This is a genomic window from Lactobacillus sp. M0403 (assembly GCF_016101265.1).
GTDB lineage: Bacteria > Bacillota > Bacilli > Lactobacillales > Lactobacillaceae > Lactobacillus > Lactobacillus apis.
The window spans coordinates 358,646-377,724 of sequence record NZ_JACFQV010000001.1 but is presented as its reverse complement, the minus strand read 5'-3'; the positions used below and the strand labels follow the sequence as shown (position 1 = coordinate 377,724).

Sequence of the window (19,079 nt, the reverse complement as noted above, 5' to 3'; positions counted from 1 at the left end):
TTTTGCTCCTTTTAATTAAAAATTGTCTTCTTTTATTAAAACTGGTCAAGCGCTTTTGTGCAAGATAAAAACCACTTAGCTTTATAACGCTAAGTGGTTTTTAATTTGCTAATTGTTATATAGGGTAATTAGTCCTTTTTTCGTTTAGTCCAAACTAGAGCGCTTGCACTAGCGACGCTAATTAAACCTAAAGCAGTTGTAAGAAGCTGTGCAATCTTGCTTTTACCAGTTTTTGGTAATTGCTGTGCAGTAGCCGCATTATTTTTTGGCGTATTATTTTCAAATTTATTAACCTTATGATAACTAGTTTCCGTAATCTTAGGGTGTCTAGTCTTTTGGCGTTGATGATTACTCTTATCGTTTGTTGCGATTTCAGGAAGATTTTCCTGAGAGTCAGTGTTCACCTTACTGTAGACATATATGATGCTCTTTGAATCTCTATTGAAAAAGCCAACGGCATTATTTGGTCTGAATTTTAGTTCGTAACCATTAATTTTCTTAGCGGTAGAAACATAACCATTGCCAATTTTGCCACTTAAAATATCATCAGCGGCAAGTGTATTACCGTTCTCGTCTTGATAATGTACAACGATATCAATTTTATCGTCAACATCAGGCTTTGTACTAGTTGAGTCTGAGCCAGCAGAGTCTTTTACCTTTGAATAGACAAAAGTTATTGCCCGTTCATTAACAGCATCGTACTGTCCGGTAAGAGTACTCTGACTATCTGCTTTTAGTTCATAGCCAGAAATTTTGGCAGCGGAGAAGGAATAGTTTTCACCTATACGACCAAAATGAACGTCATCTTTTTTGATAGCATTGCCTTTTTCGTCTTGATAGTGAATAGTTACAGGACACGCTTTCCTGACATAGGTTTCAGCGATTAAGTCAGGGTTGATTTCTTCATCTTCGTCGGGACCACTAAGGCCAGTTTCAATATCTTCATGAAACCAGGCACGGTTTTTCATAAGTTCGTAGGAAGTCCATCTAGTAGATGCTTCAGGATTATCAATTGTACCGCTACCAACATTAACCCATAGACCAGGAACATTTAATCCTACAGTTCCATATTTGTAGCTTTCAGGGTAGTCAGGATCGTAGTCTAATTCATCAACATTAGCTAGAGCTGTTCTTTTACCAAGAACAAGTGTCTCTAGGTTAGTGACGCCTTCAAACGTCTTATTATTAAAATTGAGACATCCTAGGTCAAAATTCTGAATATTCAGATACTTTAAACTTGAACAGTTTCTAAACATCCCGTCAACTTCAACTGACCTATGGGTTTTAAAACTACTTAAGTCCAAATTAACTAGGCTACTACAGTCTCTGAACATCCCTTCCATAGAAACTATATTTACATGATCATTTGGTATCTCAAAAGTAAAACTTGATAAGTTCACATCAACTAAACTCTTCGCGCCCTTAAACATGTCGCTTAATTCTTTTACTTTTCGTGTATCAAAGCTTGACAAGTCTAAACGAGACAGGCTGGAACAATCTTCAAACATGCCTTCCATGTTTGTAACACTTGAAGTGTTTAAGTTGCTTAGGTTGACACTAGTTAGAGCTGTACAACTTTCAAACATTCCCCACATGGTAGTAACTTTAGAAGTATCCAATGAACTTAGGTCTATAGTAGTTAAACTAGTACATTCAGCAAACACCTGGGACATATTGGTTACACTGGATGTGTCAAGGTTACTGAGATTAATTTCCTTCAGTTCACTACAGCTACTAAACATTCCTGACATATCTGTAACTTTAGAGGTATTAAAAGAGCTTACGTCGAGACTGGTCAGGCTGTAACATTCAGCAAACATCTCGGACATTTTAGTTGCATTCGATGTATCGAGATTATTAAGGCCTTCAATTTCCGTTAGTTCCGAAAAATCAGCGAACATCTTAGAAAGATCGCCATCAGTATCGACTTTGCCTACTATCTTTATTTTTTTAGCATCTCGAAATTCGGTATAATTTTTGCGATCAGTAGTAGAGTATAAATATTTGCTGTAAAGACCGCCTTTTTTGCTTTTACGATATGTACCACCCAAAATACTTAGCTCTTCAGTATTTAAATCGTATGAGACTTGAAGAGTGGTTCCTGTAATCTGACCTGTAATCACATCAGGTTGAGCGGATGCACGGGTAGTATTAGTACCAGTTGGTGAGTCAGTATTATTGGTTATTATAGAACCAACTTGTGGGTCAGTGGTGTTAACTGAATTGCTTTCTTCAGGACTTACTGTGCTTGTAGTAGGAGCCTCCGAGGAATTGGACTGGTTATTTTGATCAGTGTCTTTTTTGGAAGTAGATATTTGATCAGAAGAGAGATTTTCTGCTTTAACTAACTGAGTGTTAGAGAGAACTAATCCGAGTAGAATGGATGCTGAACTACTCAGCAAAATTTTACTTTTGAAATCACTAGTTTTTTTCATAATTATACCTTTACCTATGCTATTGATTTGTCAGTAACTTTTGTACGCTCAGTTTAAACAACTATGTGAACAATTAGCTAAACACAATCTATCCCGAACAAAAAACATTTTTAATTGCTCACTAATAAAATATCAAATATGATATGTATATTAGGGATGTTATGTTTAATTATTGTAAAATAAAGGCTGTGCATACAGTTAAAGTATAACATCAAAATATAAATACCAGTTGTTAATTCTTTAAACTACACATGTTATTAAAATCACCACTTATGTATTTACTATTTTGTTCGTTATTATATATGTTTTTATTTTTACTGTGATTGTGGTATTCGCGTGTGTTTTATTAAATGTACACACTGCAAATCTAGTATCACAAAAGTTATTTAGCTGTATTCAGTTTTGATTGCAGAAAAAGCTTTTAGTCATCATGATAAATTAACTAGCAGTTTTTTCTTTCGTTAAATATTACAGTAATTCAGACATTTTGTTGTAAATAAAAACCACTTAGCTTTATAACGCTAAGTGGTTTTTAATTTGCTAATTGCTATTTAGGGTATATTAGTTCTTTTTACGCTTAATCCAAGCCAGAGCGCTTGCACTAGTGGCACTAATTAAACCTAAAGCAGTAGTAAGAAGCTGCGAAACACTATTTTTTCCAGTTTTTGGTAATTCTGGGTCAGCTGCCTTACTTTTTGGCATATCATGTTCAAACTTATTAGTCTTATGATAACTAGTTTCTGTAATTTTAGGCTGTCTAGTCTTATGATGCTGGTAATTGCTCTTATCAGGTGCCGCAAGTTCTGGAACGTCTGGAATCGAACCTGTTGAACCATTCGAGTCGTTAGATCCGTTCGAGCCATCAGAAGTGTTAGATCCATTTGAGCCATTAGAGCTATCCGAGCCATTCGAACCATCAGAAGTGTTAGAACCATTCGAGCCGTTAGAACTGTCTGAGCTATCAGAAGTGTTAGATCCATTTGAGCCGTTAGAACTGTCTGAGCTATCAGAAGTGTTAGATCCATTTGAGCCGTTAGAACTGTCAGAACCATTTGAGCCATCAGAGGTGTTAGAACCATTCGAGCCGTTAGAACTGTCCGAGCTATCAGAGGTGTTTGAACCATTTGAGCCGTTAGAGCTGTCTGAGCCATTCGAGCCGTCAGAAGTGTTAGATCCATTTGAGCCGTTAGAGCTATCCGAGCCATTTGAGCCATCAGAACCGTCCGAACCATCCGAGCCATTAGAACCATCCGAACCATCCGAACCATCCGAGCCGTTAGAACCGTCCGAACCATCCGAGCCGTTAGAACCGTCCGAACCATCCGAGCCGTTAGAACCGTCCGAACCATCCGAGCCATTAGAACCATCCGAACCATCCGAACCATCCGAGCCGTTAGAACCGTCCGAACCATCCGAGCCATTAGAACCGTCCGAACCATCAGAAGTGTCGGGACTTTCTAGTGGAGTATAGATAAATGTTATTATTTGTTCATTATTTGCATCGTATAGTCCGGTAACCGTTTCTGGACAGTCAGCTTTTAGCTTATAGCCAGAAATTTTAGCTGCTGAGAAGGAGTAGTTGGCGCCGATACGGCCAAGGTGAACTTCGCTGTCCATAAGTGAGATGCCACTTTCGTCTTGATACTGAATAGTTACAGTCTGTCCCATTCGTACATAGGTTTCAGCAATTAAGTCTGGGTTTTTAAACAAGTCATCGCCCAAGCCATTATTCCAATCGTTATCCCAGTCATCTATCCCATCTATGTCTTCTTCTTCGTGCCATGCACGTTTCTTCATAAGTTCATAGGAAGTCCAGCGAGTAGATGCTTCAGGATTGTCAATTGTCCCATTACCAACATTAACCCAAATACCAGGAGCGTTTAATCCAACTGTTCCATATATGTAGCTATGAGGGTCTTCAGGATCCCAAGCTAGATCTTCTATATTAGCTAAAGCTGTTCTGGGTCCAAGAACAATGAGATCTAGGTTAGTGACACCTTCTAGCATCTCCTCAAAAGTGAGGCAACCTAGGTCAAAGTTTTTAATATTCAGAGATCTTAAGCTTGTGCAGTTTTTAAACATCTCAGAAACTTCAGCTGATTTATGGGTAGTAAAACCACTCAAATCCAGCTCTAATAAGCTACTACAGTCCGCAAACATTTGCTCAAAAGTCATGAAAATCTTGTTGTTAGTTTTAAAACTTGATAGGTTCAGGTCAACTAGGCTCCGTGCACCCTCAAACATACAGGACATGTCTTCTACTTGGGAAACGTCGAAGCACGACAAGTCCGCCTGTATTAGGTTCTCACATTTCGCAAACATGCTACTCATAGTTAAAACTTTAGAAGTATTAAATTTTGAAGTTTTAGAATTACTAGATGAACCTAAGTCAATATTAGTTAAACTACGGCAACCATAAAACATTTCGGATATATCATCCACATTTGATGTATCCAGATTTATAAGACCCTCAACACTAGTTAAACTGGAACAGTCATAAAACAGTCCACACATGTTTATTACAGTTGCTGTATTAAGATCACCAAGATCTTTAACTTTAGTCAAACTAGAACAACCATAAAACAGCTTGGACATGTCTGTTACATTTGCTGTATCAAGATTACCAAGGCCTTCAATTTCTGTTAGATTACTAAATCCACTGAACATGTAGTCCATATTCTCTAAAATAGAGACTTTACCTGTTATCTTGATTTTTTTAGGGTTTGGTGCATTATAAATTTGTCCATCATCAGCAGAAATTTTGCACGAGCTTAATGGTTGTGTTCTACTATTTGCTCCATCATATGTACCACCCAAAATGGTTAGTTCACTAGCTTCAGAGTTGTATGAAACTCGAAGACTGCCAATGTTACCTGTAATTGTCTCAGGTTTATCAGAATCTACTGCTCGTGTAGTATTAGATTCTGATGATTTAGCTTGTGAATTTGTAGTATCAACAGAGCTTATTTCTTGGCTATTGCTAGAATTGGTAGAAGAAACCAGCTGGTCACTTTGATTGGTGTCTGTTTCAGAAGTAGTCACTTGATCAGCGGGTAGACTATCTGCTTTAACTAACTTTGGATTAGCAACAATTAATCCGAGTAGAATAGATGCTGAGCAGCTCAGCAAAGTTTTACTTTTGAAATCACTGTTTTTTTTCATAATTATCCCTTTCTGTACTGTTAATTTGTCAGTAATTTTTGTACGCGCAGCTTAAATAACTGTGTTGAACATATAGCCAAAACAATCATCCTTAACTAAAGTTGAAAATATTTTTTTAAATATACTAAATTTTGCTAATAATGTTATAAAAACAATAACTACAAAATAAAAAATATAATTCTAATGTGTACTTATGATTTGCTATGTTCTATGCATACTTTTGAAGTATAACATTTGAGCATAGTGTTAACCAGCGATTTTAAAATTTCGTGTGTTATTAAAATTTTTTGAAGATATTTAATATTATATGTTATTTTATTTGTGATTAATTTTCAGCTGTAATTGATATAACCCAAGTACCTTTTTATTAAATGCATACATTACGACTACAATGCCGTAAGAGATATCTGACTATAGGTAGTTTTTGACCGCAACAAAAGCAAGCTTTGTCGCTTTAATTGAACCGATTCAGACATTTCTGTGTAAATTAAAAACCACTTAATCATATGAAAGGTAAGTGGTTTTTCTAATTTATCAATGCTATTAAGCTATATTAACTTTTCTTACGTTTAGCCCAAGCAAGTACTAAAGCACTAGTCAATGTGATTGAACCGAGTGTAATAGCTGTTAATTGTGACTTTTTCTCAGAGCCTGTTTTGGGCAGCTGGTCGTCGGTGGAGGAGTTAGCTGAATTTAGGTTATCAGCATTGTTACTTGGATCGGAAGTAAAAGCAGCTGCTTGATTATTATTTGCTCCGTTAGCTATTTGACTATTGCCTTGATGGATATTGCCTATTTCTTTGTCCGTGCTGGTAGGCTTTGCTGGGTTAGCAGTAGTTTCGCCTTCAGTTAGAGAAGCGTTTTTACTATAAATATAAATAATGCTCTGTTTAGTATTACTAAAGAACCCTGTAGCATTTTTAGGCCGACTCTTTAAAGTATAACCAGCAATTACTTTAGCGGCTGAAACATAGCCATCATTTAGATTGCCGTTTAAAACTTCACTAGGCGCAATCGCTTTGCCGTTTTCATCTTGATAATGAACAGTGACGTCTTCTCCTTTGGTAGGGGTGGGGGACTCAGGATTTTTAATGTAAATAAAGGTAAATTCTCTTTCTTTATCTTCATCGGTATCATAAATACCGGTAATAGGGGATTGACCAGCCTTTAAAGTATAACCTGCGACGTAATCGCCAATAATTGAATAGGGATCGCCAAGATTACCAGGGAAAATAGTATTTTCTCCAATTTTTTCACCTGACTCATCGACATGATGAATAGTAATAGGTAAGCCCATGCGGACATATGTCTCACCCTTTTCGAAATTACGCTTTGAACCATCTATGGTTATGGCACGCGACCTCATTAATTGTTCAGAAGTGAATTGTTCTGTTCCTTCGGGATGAATTGTTGTTCCCTTACCGACATTAAGCCAAATGCCTTCAGTATCTAGCCCTACATCATCCAAGTATCCTGGAGGTATACTATCTATATCATCGATGTCGCCTCCATATACTGTTGTAAGGTCAGTGTCTTTCCCTAGAACAAGCGTATTTAAGTTAGGCAATCCGGCTAGCATAAGAATATACTCCGGTGCACCTGTAGCAATATTTTTAATATTAAGCTTACGTAAATTTGTACAGCCATAGAAAGTAAGGGAGAAATCAGACTCATCGATATCAGGTATATGGAAGTGCTCTAAATTTAGCTCGGTTAAACTTTTACAATTCATAAACATTTCATATAGGACGTAAAGTGAGGAAGTGTCGAAACTTGATATATTCAAGTCAACGAGGCTTTCATTTCCTGAAAACATACCGCCCATACTTGTCACTTTTGCAGTATTGAAATTAGAGAGATCAAGTGCAGTTAAAGCTGTACAGCCATTAAACATATACTCCATGGTAGTCACGTTAGCAGTATTAAAACTAGACAGATTGAGAGTGGGCAAAGCAGAGCAACCACTAAACATAAACTCCATGGTAGTTACGTTAGCAGTGTTAAAGCTGGAAAGGTTGAGCGAGGTCAGGGAACTGCAGTCTGAAAAAATCTCATACATGCTCGTAACGTTAGTAGTATCAAAATTAGAGAGGTCAAGTGAAATTAAGCTACTACAACTATCAAACATGCGGTCCATATTTGTAACTTTTGCAGTATTAAGAGCTGAAACATCCAGGTAGTCTAAATTACTACAGTTGACAAACATAGCTCCCATGTTTGTGACATTGGCAGTATTGAAACTGGAAATATCAAGTGAGAGCAAATTTTGACAGTTACGAAACATGAAAGCTGTACTGGTTGCTTGAGAAAGGTCGAGATATTCTAGACCTACAATTTTTGATGCATATGAAAAACCGTCGAACAAAAAGTTGGCGTTATTTGAATCATCAAGGCTTATTTTGCCAGTAATGATAATTTGCTTAGCGCGTTTAAGTTTTATAGATTTTCCTTCGCTATTAGAAAGGGTATAGTTAGAAATACGATCGTTATAGTTAGTAATATTTGTATATGTTCCACCTAGAATGGTGAGTTCATCAGTGTCAAGATCGTATGAAACTTGTAGTCCAGCAGCAGTTCCATCAATCCGCTTTTTACCTATATCAGTTTCAGTAGCTTGACTGGCTACTGAATCTTGAGCCAAAGCTGGCTCACTTACATTTGAATCATCATTGATAGCATCTTCTGATGGGGCCGGAATTTCATCTGTAGTGTCTCTTTCCTCTGGTGTTGTTTGACTTGTAGGGTCACTATCTGCTTTGACTAATCGGGGATTAATGGAAATCAAACCCAGTAAAATAGCGGCTGAGCTACTAAATAGAGTTTTTCCTCTTAAGTTATTTGTCTTTTTCATTAGTAAAGGCACCTCATCAGTTATTTGTATACATAACCTAATTATTATATATGTACTAGTATATTTATATATATGTAAAAAGCAAGTCAAGAACTGGTGCACTTAAAACGATAAAGACGACAGTCATTACTGTATAAGCAAGAATTAAATAACGATTTATTTTAAAGGAATCTACTATATTCTTAGTGATGATAAGAGAGTTGATTGTGAAAAATAACTGTACTCAACGTCGATAAAATGGTGCTTAGAATCTGAAAAACAGGTTTTATTTTTAAAAAATATTTTTATTAAGTAATGAATTGAGAAAATTAAAAGCATCAACATAACTGTCAAATTATAGTTGGTGCTTTTTAGAGTTAACGCTTAGTTATTTACTAAACTTTTTAATTTTTGTCCAAAGAAGTGCTACAGCGCTGGTTAAAGTGATTAAGCCAAGTGCAATAGCTGCTAGTTGGGACTTTCTTTCAGAGCCTGCCTTTGGCAGTTGATTGTTGGTAGAGGAGTTAGCTGAATACATGCTATCAGCATTGTTACCTAGTGCATTTTTGTGGGCATCATAACGATTGGAGCGGGAAGGAGTAGCACTATTTGCTTTGTTACCTTTTTTTTCATTACTCTTATTTCCGTTATCTTTGTCATCAGTTTGACCTTCGGCATTAGAGTCAGTCTTACTATAGACATAAGTAACATTCTGCGTAATATCACTAAAGAATCCTGTAGCGTTTTTTGGCCGAGTCTTTAAAGTATAGCCAGCAATTTCTTTAGCAGCTGAAACATAACCATCGCCTATATTTCCGTTTAAAACTTCATCAGGTGCAATAGTCCTGCCTTGCTCATCTTGATAATGAACAAGGACACCTTCTCCTTTGATAGGGGCGGACGATTCGGGAATTTTAATGTAAATAAAGGTAAATTCTCTTTCTTTATCTTCATCATTATCATAAATACCAGTAACAGGAGATTGATCAGCTTTTAAAGCATAACCTGCAACGGAGTCGCCGATAATAGAATAAGGATCACCCAAATTACCAGGGAAAATAGTATCTTCTGCAATTTGTTTTCCTGACTCATCGACGTGGTGGACAGTAATAGGCAAGCCCATGCGGACATATGTTTCAGCCTTTGTGAAGTTACGTTGATTACTACCACGGATTGTGGCACGTGCCGCCATCAATTGCTCAGAGGTATATTGCTCCGTTCCTTCGGGTCTAATTGCTGTACCATTACCAACATTGAGCCAAATTCCCTCCGTATCTAGTCCTACATCTTCTGCTGGAGCGCCGCTTGGAAAAACAGTTGAGAGACCAGTGTACTTACCAAGAACAAGTGTATTTAAGCTAGGTAATTTGGCTAGCATATTTTCGTACTCATTATCACCTATAGCAATATTTTTAATGTTGAGCTTCCGCAAGCTTGTACAGCCATAGAATGTATCTTCTAATTCTACCTCTCCCAAATTTGTATCTGGTATACAGAAGTTTTCTAAATTTAGCTCAACTAAACTGGCACAGTTTTTAAAAGTTGCACCTAGATCTACAGGTAAAGTGGTCTTGAAACTTGATATATTTAAGTCGACAAGATTTTCATCATCTGCAAACATACATGACATGTCAGTTACTTTTGAGATATTGAAACTAGAAAGGTCGAGTGCGGGTAAAGCTGTGCACGCCATAAACATACATGACATGGCTGTTACATTAGCGGTATCAAAGCTAGAAAGATTGAGTGAAGTCAAAGATGAACAATCACTAAACATATATGACATGCTAGTCACGTTAGCAGTATTGAAACTAGAAAGATTGAGTGAAGTCAGAGATGAACATTCATCAAACATAAATGACATGTTTTCTACATTAGCAGTATTAAAGCTAGAAAGATCGAGTGAAGTCAAATCTTCACAGCCACGAAACATGGAAACAGTACTAGTTGCTTGAGAAAGGTCCAGGTGTTCTAACCCTACAATTTTAGATACACTCCGAAAGCCATTGAATAAATAGGAGGCACTATTTGAAGAGTTAAGACTTATTTTACCAGTAATAACAATCTGCTTAGCACGTGCAAGTTTTATAGAATTTCCTTCACTGTCAGAAAGGGAATAGTCAGAAAAACGATCGTCCCAAAAACCGATTTGTTCGTATGTTCCACCTAAAATGGTGAGTTCATCAGTGTCAAGATCATAGGAAACTTGCAGTCCAGCGGCCGTTCCGTTAATACGTTTTTTACTTACGTTATCATCAGAATTTTGAACGGTTGGTGAAGCTTGACTCACGGATGGGTCATCAGTGTTTGTAGGTCCACTAATGATATCTTCTGATGGGGTTGGGACTTCACTGGTAGTAGTTTCTTCCTTAGAAGCTGTTTGACTAGTAGAGAAGGTGTCTGCTTTGACTAACTGAGGGTTAATGGAAATTAACCCAAGTAAAACGGCAGCTGAGCTACTAAGTAGAACTTTTCCTGTTATGTTGTTTGTTTTCTTCATTATTAAAGGCACCTCACCATTTATATACACTTCTTTTATTATATATGTATGCGTATTTCAAAATTATATATTTATGTATGCAAAAATCAAGATAACAATAAAAGGAAAAACCTCGGTAATTTAATAACGAATTACAATAAAAAGACTTAGTATCACGGAAAAAATAACAAATAACGATGCCCCGTGGACTGGAAAAATCATCTTTAGCAAGAACTATACAATTTTAAATAAACTGACTTGAAAGAGGCGTTGGGTGAAAAAAAACAACAAAAATGAAAATTGTTATTTTTAAAAATATTTTTCAAAAACAGTAATTTTGGGCTATTTTTTAATGTTAACCTAATACTTGAACTGAAAGGATTATTCAGAGCGTTATCTTAAAAAGTGTAATATCTTTAAAATTTAGGGCATAAAAAAACCGAATCATATTCGATTCGGTTTTTAAATATCGTTTGATAACTAACTCAATTTCTTTCCCTTACGACTGAACCATGCTCCTATCAAACCTCCAAATATTGATAAGAATCCTAATCCTAGAAGAGCCAATTGTGAACCTTTGTTTACACCGGTTTGTGGTAAACTGCGGCTTGTAACGTTAGCATGGCTTGCAGTGTTTAAAGTTACGTTCTTTGCTTGTGATTTATGAGCTACTAGGGGAGTTACCTTTGAACTAGCAGCTGGGTTACTCTTTTTATTAGCTGTACTTGCAGCATTGTCTGCTTCAACACCTGCACTGGATTCTGCAATTCCAATTCCGACTGCATCACCGTCAACAACGGCATCGGTAAGTTCATAAACATAATTAATTGATTGATGATTAGAACTAAAAGTTCCAGTTGCGTTAGCAGGAGCTTCAAATAATGAATAGCCTGTTATCTTCTGTGCGGAAGTAGAATAGTTGTCACCGATTTTTCCTTGCAAAATCTTATCTGGTGCGAGAGTCTTACCTGTTCGATCAAGATAATGAACGGTAACATATCCTTTGTCACTAGGAGTTGGGGCAGCATCTGCATCCTCAGTGTCTGCCATTGTACCGTCAGAAGCACCTAGGACAAAAGTACGTGAACCAATTTTTTCACCCTTTTTTGGTGTTTTTCGTAGTTTCTCCTTCTTAGGAGCGGCAATGCTTCCTGCACCAGAAGTAGCTGATTTTCCGTCAGAAGCTCTTAAAGAAAAAGTCTTTGAACCGGTAGTTGCAGCAGCAACAGGATTGGTACCAATTGAAGTTGCGCCAAAAGCTACGATTGCTAAAGAGTTCAATAATAATTTCTTAAATTTTAAATGTCTGTTTGTTTGTCTATTCATTTTCTATGCACTTGCTTTTCTGTTCTCTCAAAAATAAACAAAACTAGAATAATATAAATTATTTTTATGACTACTAAAGTATAACACGTCCTTGCAAAAAATCATAGTATAAATTAATAGATATTTATAATTAATAGTTTAATACTAGTAACTTATAGTACTAAAAGTTTAACAAATGGCTCTGTAACAGGGGTATAGACCGGTTTGGTATAGACCGAGCCTTTTTCAATGAAATGGTTACATTATAACTTAATTTTATCAAACCCGAAATTTCAAAAATCACAATTGAAAAACATTGATATAAAAGCTGTGAAAGCGTTTTTAATTATTGAACAATAAATTAGAGGTAATTTGTTATTTTATATACGTTCTTACATATATTTATTAATCGCAGGCATCTGTTAATATATAAGTTAAAGTTGATGGGAATTGCCTATTATTTCTAATGGATAATAGGCTTGATTACCGAAACTGATTATACAGTTATTTTATTTTTTGGCTATAAATATTGAAAATAAAAACAAAAAATGCGATTTCATTCAAGGAATCGCATTTTAAAATATGATATTTAAGTATAATCGTTATTAATCTTCTTTGCGTTTGCGTGTAAACCAACTGCTAGTTAAGCTACCTAAAATTGCAAGCAAGCCGAGACCAAAGAGAGAAGTTTTCTCTGTTTTATTATTACCAGTTTGAGGTAACGTGCTTTCTTTCGAAGAGACGGTAGAAACTGAAGAAGCTTGATCTTTCTGGGGATCAGTTTTTTGTGCATAGTGGCTTGAAATTGCTGACTTCTTTTGGCTAGCTTTATTAGTGGTGCCAGTCTTACTGTTACTTTTTGCAGGAACAACGTTTTCGTTCGCATTACCAGTGCCGATTTGGCCCGCTTTTTGATAAACATAAGTAACATCCTGAGGGTTACTGCCGAAAAAGCCAGTTGCATTATTAGGACGTTCTAGTAATACATAACCAGGAATTTCTTTTGTATTTGAAATATAACCATCGCCGATGTTGCCGCTTAAAATTTCATCAGGACTAAGTGCTTTACCGTCTTTATCCTGATAGTGAACAGTAACATTTGCTGCCTTACTTGGTTCAGGAACACTCGGGGTGCTTGGAGCAACTGGTGCTTCAGGCTTTTTAGTGAAGTGAATGTAGCGATCAGCATCTGTAGCTGGATTGTAGTTTGTTGTTAATTCGTCTGAAGACCAGTTCTTTGATGATTCCGGATTATTGTCATTATTATGTGTACCGTGACCGACGTTAACCCATTTTCCAGGCGTATTAAGTTTTGCATCCTTAATGTTGTTCTTATTGCCCAATACTAAAATATCTAATGAATCTAGGTCTTCCAACATTTCGTCAGAATTGGTTACAGCAGACATATCAAAGTTGTGAATATCTAATTCTTTTAAAGCATTGCTTTGATAAAACATCCATTTCATATTAGTGACTTTTGAAGTATCAAAGCTACTAAGATTAATTTTGGTTAGTTTAGTGCTTTGGAACATGTATGCCATGTCAGTAACTTTTGAAGTATCAAAACTGCTTAGATCCAGTTCTTTCATATTTTGTAGATGATAGAACATTGAATTCATGTTGGTAACATTCGTGGTTTTAAAGTTATTGCCAAAAGTTATGTCAGTTAAGTTATCACAAACACTGACTAAGTGGGACATATCAGTGACATTCCTAGTGTCAAAACTGCTTAAATCTAGTTTAGTTAAGCTATAGCATTTGCTAAAAAGACCAGCCATATTAGTAACATTAGTAGTGTTGAACTTACTCAAGTCTAGGCTTGGCAGCTTTGCACATAGATAGAAAAGATGCTGCATGCTTTTAACACTTGAAGTATCGAAGTTACTCAGGTCAATGCTAGGCAAACTGATGCATTTTTCAAACATTGAAGTCATATCAGTAACATTACTGGTATCAAATTTTGTGGAGCCATTAGCAGCTGTTAAAGTTAAGTTTGTTAGAGCTTCACAATCATAAAACATTGAGTTCATAATTGTGACGTTAGTTGTGTTCAGTTGACTAACATCAAGTGAAGTTAGTTTTTGGCACATACTAAACATATGGTCCATGTTAGTAACGTTAGCAGTATTAAGCTGGCCTAGATTTAAACTAGTTAAATTAACATCATGATCAAACAAAAATGACATGTCGCTTACATCAGAAGTATCAAGCTTTTCTAATCCATTAATTGCGGTTAAATTATCTAACTCACTAAAAAGTCCTTTGATTGAACCACTTAACTTGATAGGACCAGTAATATTAATTGTTTGAATTTTCGTCGCATCAATAGTCCCTAAATTACCACGAATGCGTCCAGGGTTTGTTATCGTTTTAGAACTTCCAGGAATCGTTAGTGTTTTACTGACGTCATCATAGGTTACATCATCTATTCCATTCCAATTTACAGTTTGAACTGATTGAGTTGGTGAAGAAACAGGAGTATCAGTTTCTGTTTGTACTTCCTGGTTATTCTCAGTTGTTGCAGTTGTTGGACTTTGCGTATTTTCTGTTTTTTCTGCAATAGTTGAGTCAGAGTCTGCTTTGTTTGCTTGATTGGCGGGTGCTGATTGACTAGTTGGCAAACTGTCAGCTTTTACATGCTTAATATTAGTAGAAATACCTACTAATGCAGAAGATGCAATAGCGCCAAACAGTATTTTCTCTGCTTGTTGAACCTTGATTTTTTTGCTCATTTTAATATTCCCTTTACTTTAACTTATAACATGTTTAATTTGGGCATTATTATATCATCGATGAGAATAAAGTGTTAGCGATTTGCATTTCATAATTATATATAGCCATATAAAAACAGCCCTTAAGCGATAAGTGCTTAAGAGCTGTTATTTATTTGTTTTATTAGAAGTTAGCTTTCTTAACATATCTGTTTTTGCCGACAATATAGAAACGTTTGCCGTGGATTTTTACAGAGCCACCATAAGTTACAACAGATTTATGCTTTTTAAGAACTTTTCTGTTAGCTCTTTTACCCTTTGCGTTATATAAATATGCATTGTGGGTTAATTTACGTTTAATACCAGAAATATTATTAGCCTTAACGAAGCTATTGTCTCCTAAAGCGTAGTATTTCTTACCATCAATTATTTTAGTGCCATATGTTGCAATGGATTGGCCAGCAAAGTATTCACCGTTTTTAAGAGCACCATCTTGATCATAAACGTAAGTGTTATGCATTACTGTGCGGTAAACCGGTCTCTCAATTGGTTTAGGAGTAGATGGAGTAGTTGGTTTGGTTTTAGGATTGTTGTTAGTAACAGGTGCGGTAACAGTAGGTGTTGAAGGAGTAGATGGGGTTACACTTGAGTGATCTTCGGCAACTTTGACATAAGTTACTGTCTTATCAGCATCTTTTTCATTTTCAACAGGGTATTTAGCAAGTAATTGGGAAGTAGAGAGTTTGTCTTTGCCCGCAGGCTTTTCAGGAGTACCAGCACCTACTTCTTGCCAGATGGCTTTTGTATCAAAACCAGTTTTATTGAGATCATCATTTACATTGAACGTAAAGTTGGTTAGACTATCCAAGCCTTCAAGCATGTTGCTCATAGTGATGGCTTTGCTTACTCCAGAAGAATTACCCAACTCAAATTTACCAATATCTAATGAAGTCAGGTTCTTGTCGCCAGTAAACATGTAATCCAGCATATCAACTGCTGATGTATCAAAACTGTTTAAATCCAATTTTGTTAGACTTGAGCAGCCATTAAACATACTAATCATGCAAGTAACTTTGCTAGTATTGAAGTGGGATAAGTCTAAGTTAGTCAAGCTTGAGCAGCTATAGAACATTGCTCCCATGCTAGTAACGTTTGCAGTATCTGTAAGGCCGTTAATCTCTTTTAACCCTGAACAGAAAGCAAATAGATTATCCATGTTTGTTACATTTGAGGTATCAACGTTAGTAAGATCAATCTTTTCTAGCTTAGGAAGATTGCTAAAAAGACCAGAAGCTGAACCTTTGATAGTTAATTTACCTTTAAAGTTAATGCTATGGATTTCATTAAAATCGGTATCTTTAGAATTGGTATCTTTAGAATTGGTATCTTTAGAATTGATATCTATAGCACTAATTGGTGTAGGATCAGCACCATCAGGAGCTGCTATTGTTCCTTCAGGGATGGTCAGCTCATGTGTCTTTTGATCATATGTGACTTTCAATCCATTCCAGTCTCTTACGATTGGCTTATCTTTGTTTGTGTCAGCATTACCTTTATCTGCAGTGGTTTGCTCAGTAGTTTGAGCAGGTGCAGTAGTTTTGGCGCTGGCAGTGTCTGGGCTAGCAGCTACCAAACCCAGTGCTGCTAATGCCATACCGCAAAATAATAACTTTTCTTTCTTTTGTTGAATATTATTGTGATTATCCATGATATCCTCCTATAGAATAAAGTTAAGTACATTTACAGTATATTAGGACAGGATAAAACTAACCATTAAATTTCATAATATAATTTAAATCAAATTATAATTGACCAAATTTCTAATATCAGAATTAATAATTTGTCTAAATAAAATTTATGACTGACGAAAAAAGCCTGTTACTTTGTTGGAATTCCCAAAGTAACAGGCTTTTTGCCTTATTAATTTGATTTATCTAGCATTTTACTAATACACGTATATGAATAGCAGAAAATTTAGATTTCTTTATTAATACGCGTGTTTCAGCCAAATTATCTACGCCAAGTTCGCACTAAGCACCAGCAGATAATGATGAAAAAGATAATATTAAAGCCAAGCACACAAGCATTGATTACACTCATTTTTTGGAAAAATTGTGGGTGGATACGTGAGTGAACCTGAACGCGTTTTTTGACCACTTTCTTCTTATTTTTAACAGGTAAAGAAATTTCTTTCTTATTTTCTTTTGATTCAGAATTAGCAGTTAGTTCTGCAGCGGCAAGATTTGCTTTAGTTGCCTTAACTTTACTGATTAAGTCGCCCTGGACCACAGTTCGATGTTCACCATAGCCATATTTTGAAGTGTTGAAATCGGAACAGGTTATCAGTGTAATCATGCTTTTGTCATTAACATTATTTTCGACTTCAACCTGAGTAGGCTTGACTGCAAATGAAATACTTTTTGTTTCATAGGCATAAATATGATGAAGATCAGTTACGTAAATCAGGTCACCTATTTTGGCTAAATGCAGATTATCTAAAACTGCTGGTCCATATGATCCCATATAATGGCCGGCTAAAACGTAGTTGTTTTTGCCGCCCATTGTTCTGTCGGGGAGGCAGGTAACTACACCGTATTCTAAATTTTGGTTTTGATCACCATATCCGGCAAATAGTGGATTATGAATGTTAACGGCTGGAATTGAAATACGTCCAATTGCATAAGCCTTAACCTGCTTCGACTTAAGTATTCTGCTCGCGCTAATCGATTCTGTTTTGCTTGCATCATAGTTAGTCTTGCGTTTTTTGTTTTTAGTAGCCTGTTTAGCAGTTAATTCTGAAGTTGCTTTTTCAGCGTTTTGTTGGAAAAGATAGGAGCTCCCAAAGCCTGAACCAAAAAAGATTAGGGTAACGCCCAAGTAAAAAAGGGCACCAATCAGGATGATTTGAATAGAGGACCATATTTTTTGCTTTAATAATGAAGAGTTTTGCTTTTTTTTAGCCAATTTAGTTTACCTTCCGCTATTTTTAATAATCACTATACTTTATTTTAGAGAAAAAAGCGCTATTTGCACATTTATTTGAAATAAATACAAGTACTGATAAAAAATCTTCAAATAATTGTTGAAATCGCTTTAACACTGTTCTATAATCATATACGTAAATAAGTGTGTTACTGATTCGATCAGGCATTAACCTATGAACAACAAGGATATAAGCCCATAGTGTTGTTCATAGGTTTTTTTATTGAAAGAGGAGTTTGCTGAGTGAAATTTATCAAAAATTTTAACAACAACGCTGCCTTGGTGTCGGATGAATCTGGTGTTGATTGGGTAGTAATCGGGAACGGCATTGGCTTTGGTAAAAAGCCAGGCGATCCGATTGATGAAGATAAAATTACCCGTCGCTTTGTTGCAGTTGAGAAGAACATTGAAATGATTGACAGTGTTAGTGATCTTGACGATCGAACATTGTCCTTAACAACCGATGTTATTAATCTAGTTAACAAGCGATTGGACGTAAAGTTTTCTGATTATCAGTATCTGGTTTTAGCTGATCACATCGATTTTATGCTAAAGCGAAACGATGAAGGTTTTGAACTTGGGCAGGATACACTCGGCTGGGAATTAAATAAATTATTTCCAAAAGAGTATGCGGCTGCAAAAGACGCACTGAGGTTGATTGAAGGGGAAACAGGATTAGCTTTTCCAAAGACAGAAGAAGTTTTTCTTACTTACCACTTTATCAACGCCGGTTCAAATCAAGCTAAAATTCAAGACACAATCAAGATTACCAAGCTGATACGCGGTGTAGTTGAAATTATTGAATATCAATACGGCATGCAACTTGACACTGAATCATTTAATTTTAGTAGATTTATGACGCATCTTAGATCATTTATGGTACGCCATCTCTACCCAATAGATGACGAAGGTGATGGGAGTGAGCTTGATATTTCTTTACTTGAACTAATGAAAGTAAAGTATCAAAAAGCATACGAGACGGTTTTAAAAATCGGCACTTATTTATCTAAACAAGCTGGTTGGAAATTGCAACCTGATGATGAAGTATATTTAACGCTTCATGTATGGCGAGTTACTCATCGCCAGAAGAGTGATCATACTGATGATTCAGAGCAATCTTCAATTAAAAATTAATTACTAGTTTAAACGGTGTGTTACTGTTTACAGGCATTAAC

The 19,079-nt window shown here is 36.0% G+C and carries 9 protein-coding genes; 1 reads left to right on the top strand and 8 read right to left on the bottom strand.

What is annotated here, in order from left to right; translation table 11 throughout:
- Nucleotides 1-128: 128 nt before the first annotated feature.
- The 8 genes from H3T48_RS01605 to H3T48_RS01570 all read right to left on the bottom strand — a co-directional run bounded on the left by H3T48_RS01605 (nt 129) and on the right by H3T48_RS01570 (nt 17,886).
- Entirely contained in the window at nt 129-2,435 is a 2,307-nt protein-coding gene (locus H3T48_RS01605; protein ID WP_198188018.1) for a BspA family leucine-rich repeat surface protein, read from the bottom strand.
- A 561-nt stretch (nt 2,436-2,996) separates the two neighbouring features.
- The gene (locus H3T48_RS01600) at nt 2,997-5,597 is read right to left on the bottom strand and encodes a BspA family leucine-rich repeat surface protein (protein ID WP_198188015.1); all 2,601 of its coding nucleotides are present in this window, start codon (nt 5,595-5,597) and stop codon (nt 2,997-2,999) included.
- 553 nt (nt 5,598-6,150) lie between these two features.
- A complete protein-coding gene (locus tag H3T48_RS01595) occupies nt 6,151-8,448 on the bottom strand; it encodes a BspA family leucine-rich repeat surface protein (protein ID WP_198188013.1) in 2,298 nt (765 codons plus the stop codon).
- Nucleotides 8,449-8,815: 367 nt separating this feature from the next.
- Nucleotides 8,816-10,927, bottom strand: a complete 2,112-nt coding sequence (locus H3T48_RS01590; RefSeq protein WP_198188011.1) for a BspA family leucine-rich repeat surface protein — start codon at nt 10,925-10,927, stop codon at nt 8,816-8,818.
- A gap of 459 nt (nt 10,928-11,386) precedes the next feature.
- Entirely contained in the window at nt 11,387-12,232 is an 846-nt protein-coding gene (locus tag H3T48_RS01585) for a MucBP domain-containing protein (RefSeq protein WP_198188009.1), read from the bottom strand.
- Nucleotides 12,233-12,816: 584 nt separating this feature from the next.
- Nucleotides 12,817-14,943 (bottom strand): BspA family leucine-rich repeat surface protein, encoded by a 2,127-nt coding sequence (locus H3T48_RS01580; RefSeq protein WP_198188007.1) that lies wholly within the window; start codon nt 14,941-14,943, stop codon nt 12,817-12,819.
- 163 nt (nt 14,944-15,106) lie between these two features.
- Complete coding sequence (locus H3T48_RS01575; protein ID WP_198188005.1) at nt 15,107-16,630, bottom strand: BspA family leucine-rich repeat surface protein; 1,524 nt, start codon at nt 16,628-16,630, stop codon at nt 15,107-15,109.
- Nucleotides 16,631-16,932: 302 nt separating this feature from the next.
- Nucleotides 16,933-17,886 carry a class A sortase gene (locus tag H3T48_RS01570; RefSeq protein WP_198188003.1) on the bottom strand — a complete coding sequence of 318 codons (954 nt, stop codon included), beginning with the start codon at nt 17,884-17,886 and terminating at the stop codon, nt 16,933-16,935.
- A gap of 261 nt (nt 17,887-18,147) precedes the next feature.
- On the opposite strand from H3T48_RS01570, the gene H3T48_RS01565 reads away from it, so the two are divergent.
- Nucleotides 18,148-19,038 carry a PRD domain-containing protein gene (locus H3T48_RS01565; RefSeq protein WP_187158274.1) on the top strand — a complete coding sequence of 297 codons (891 nt, stop codon included), beginning with the start codon at nt 18,148-18,150 and terminating at the stop codon, nt 19,036-19,038.
- Nucleotides 19,039-19,079 lie beyond the last annotated feature (41 nt).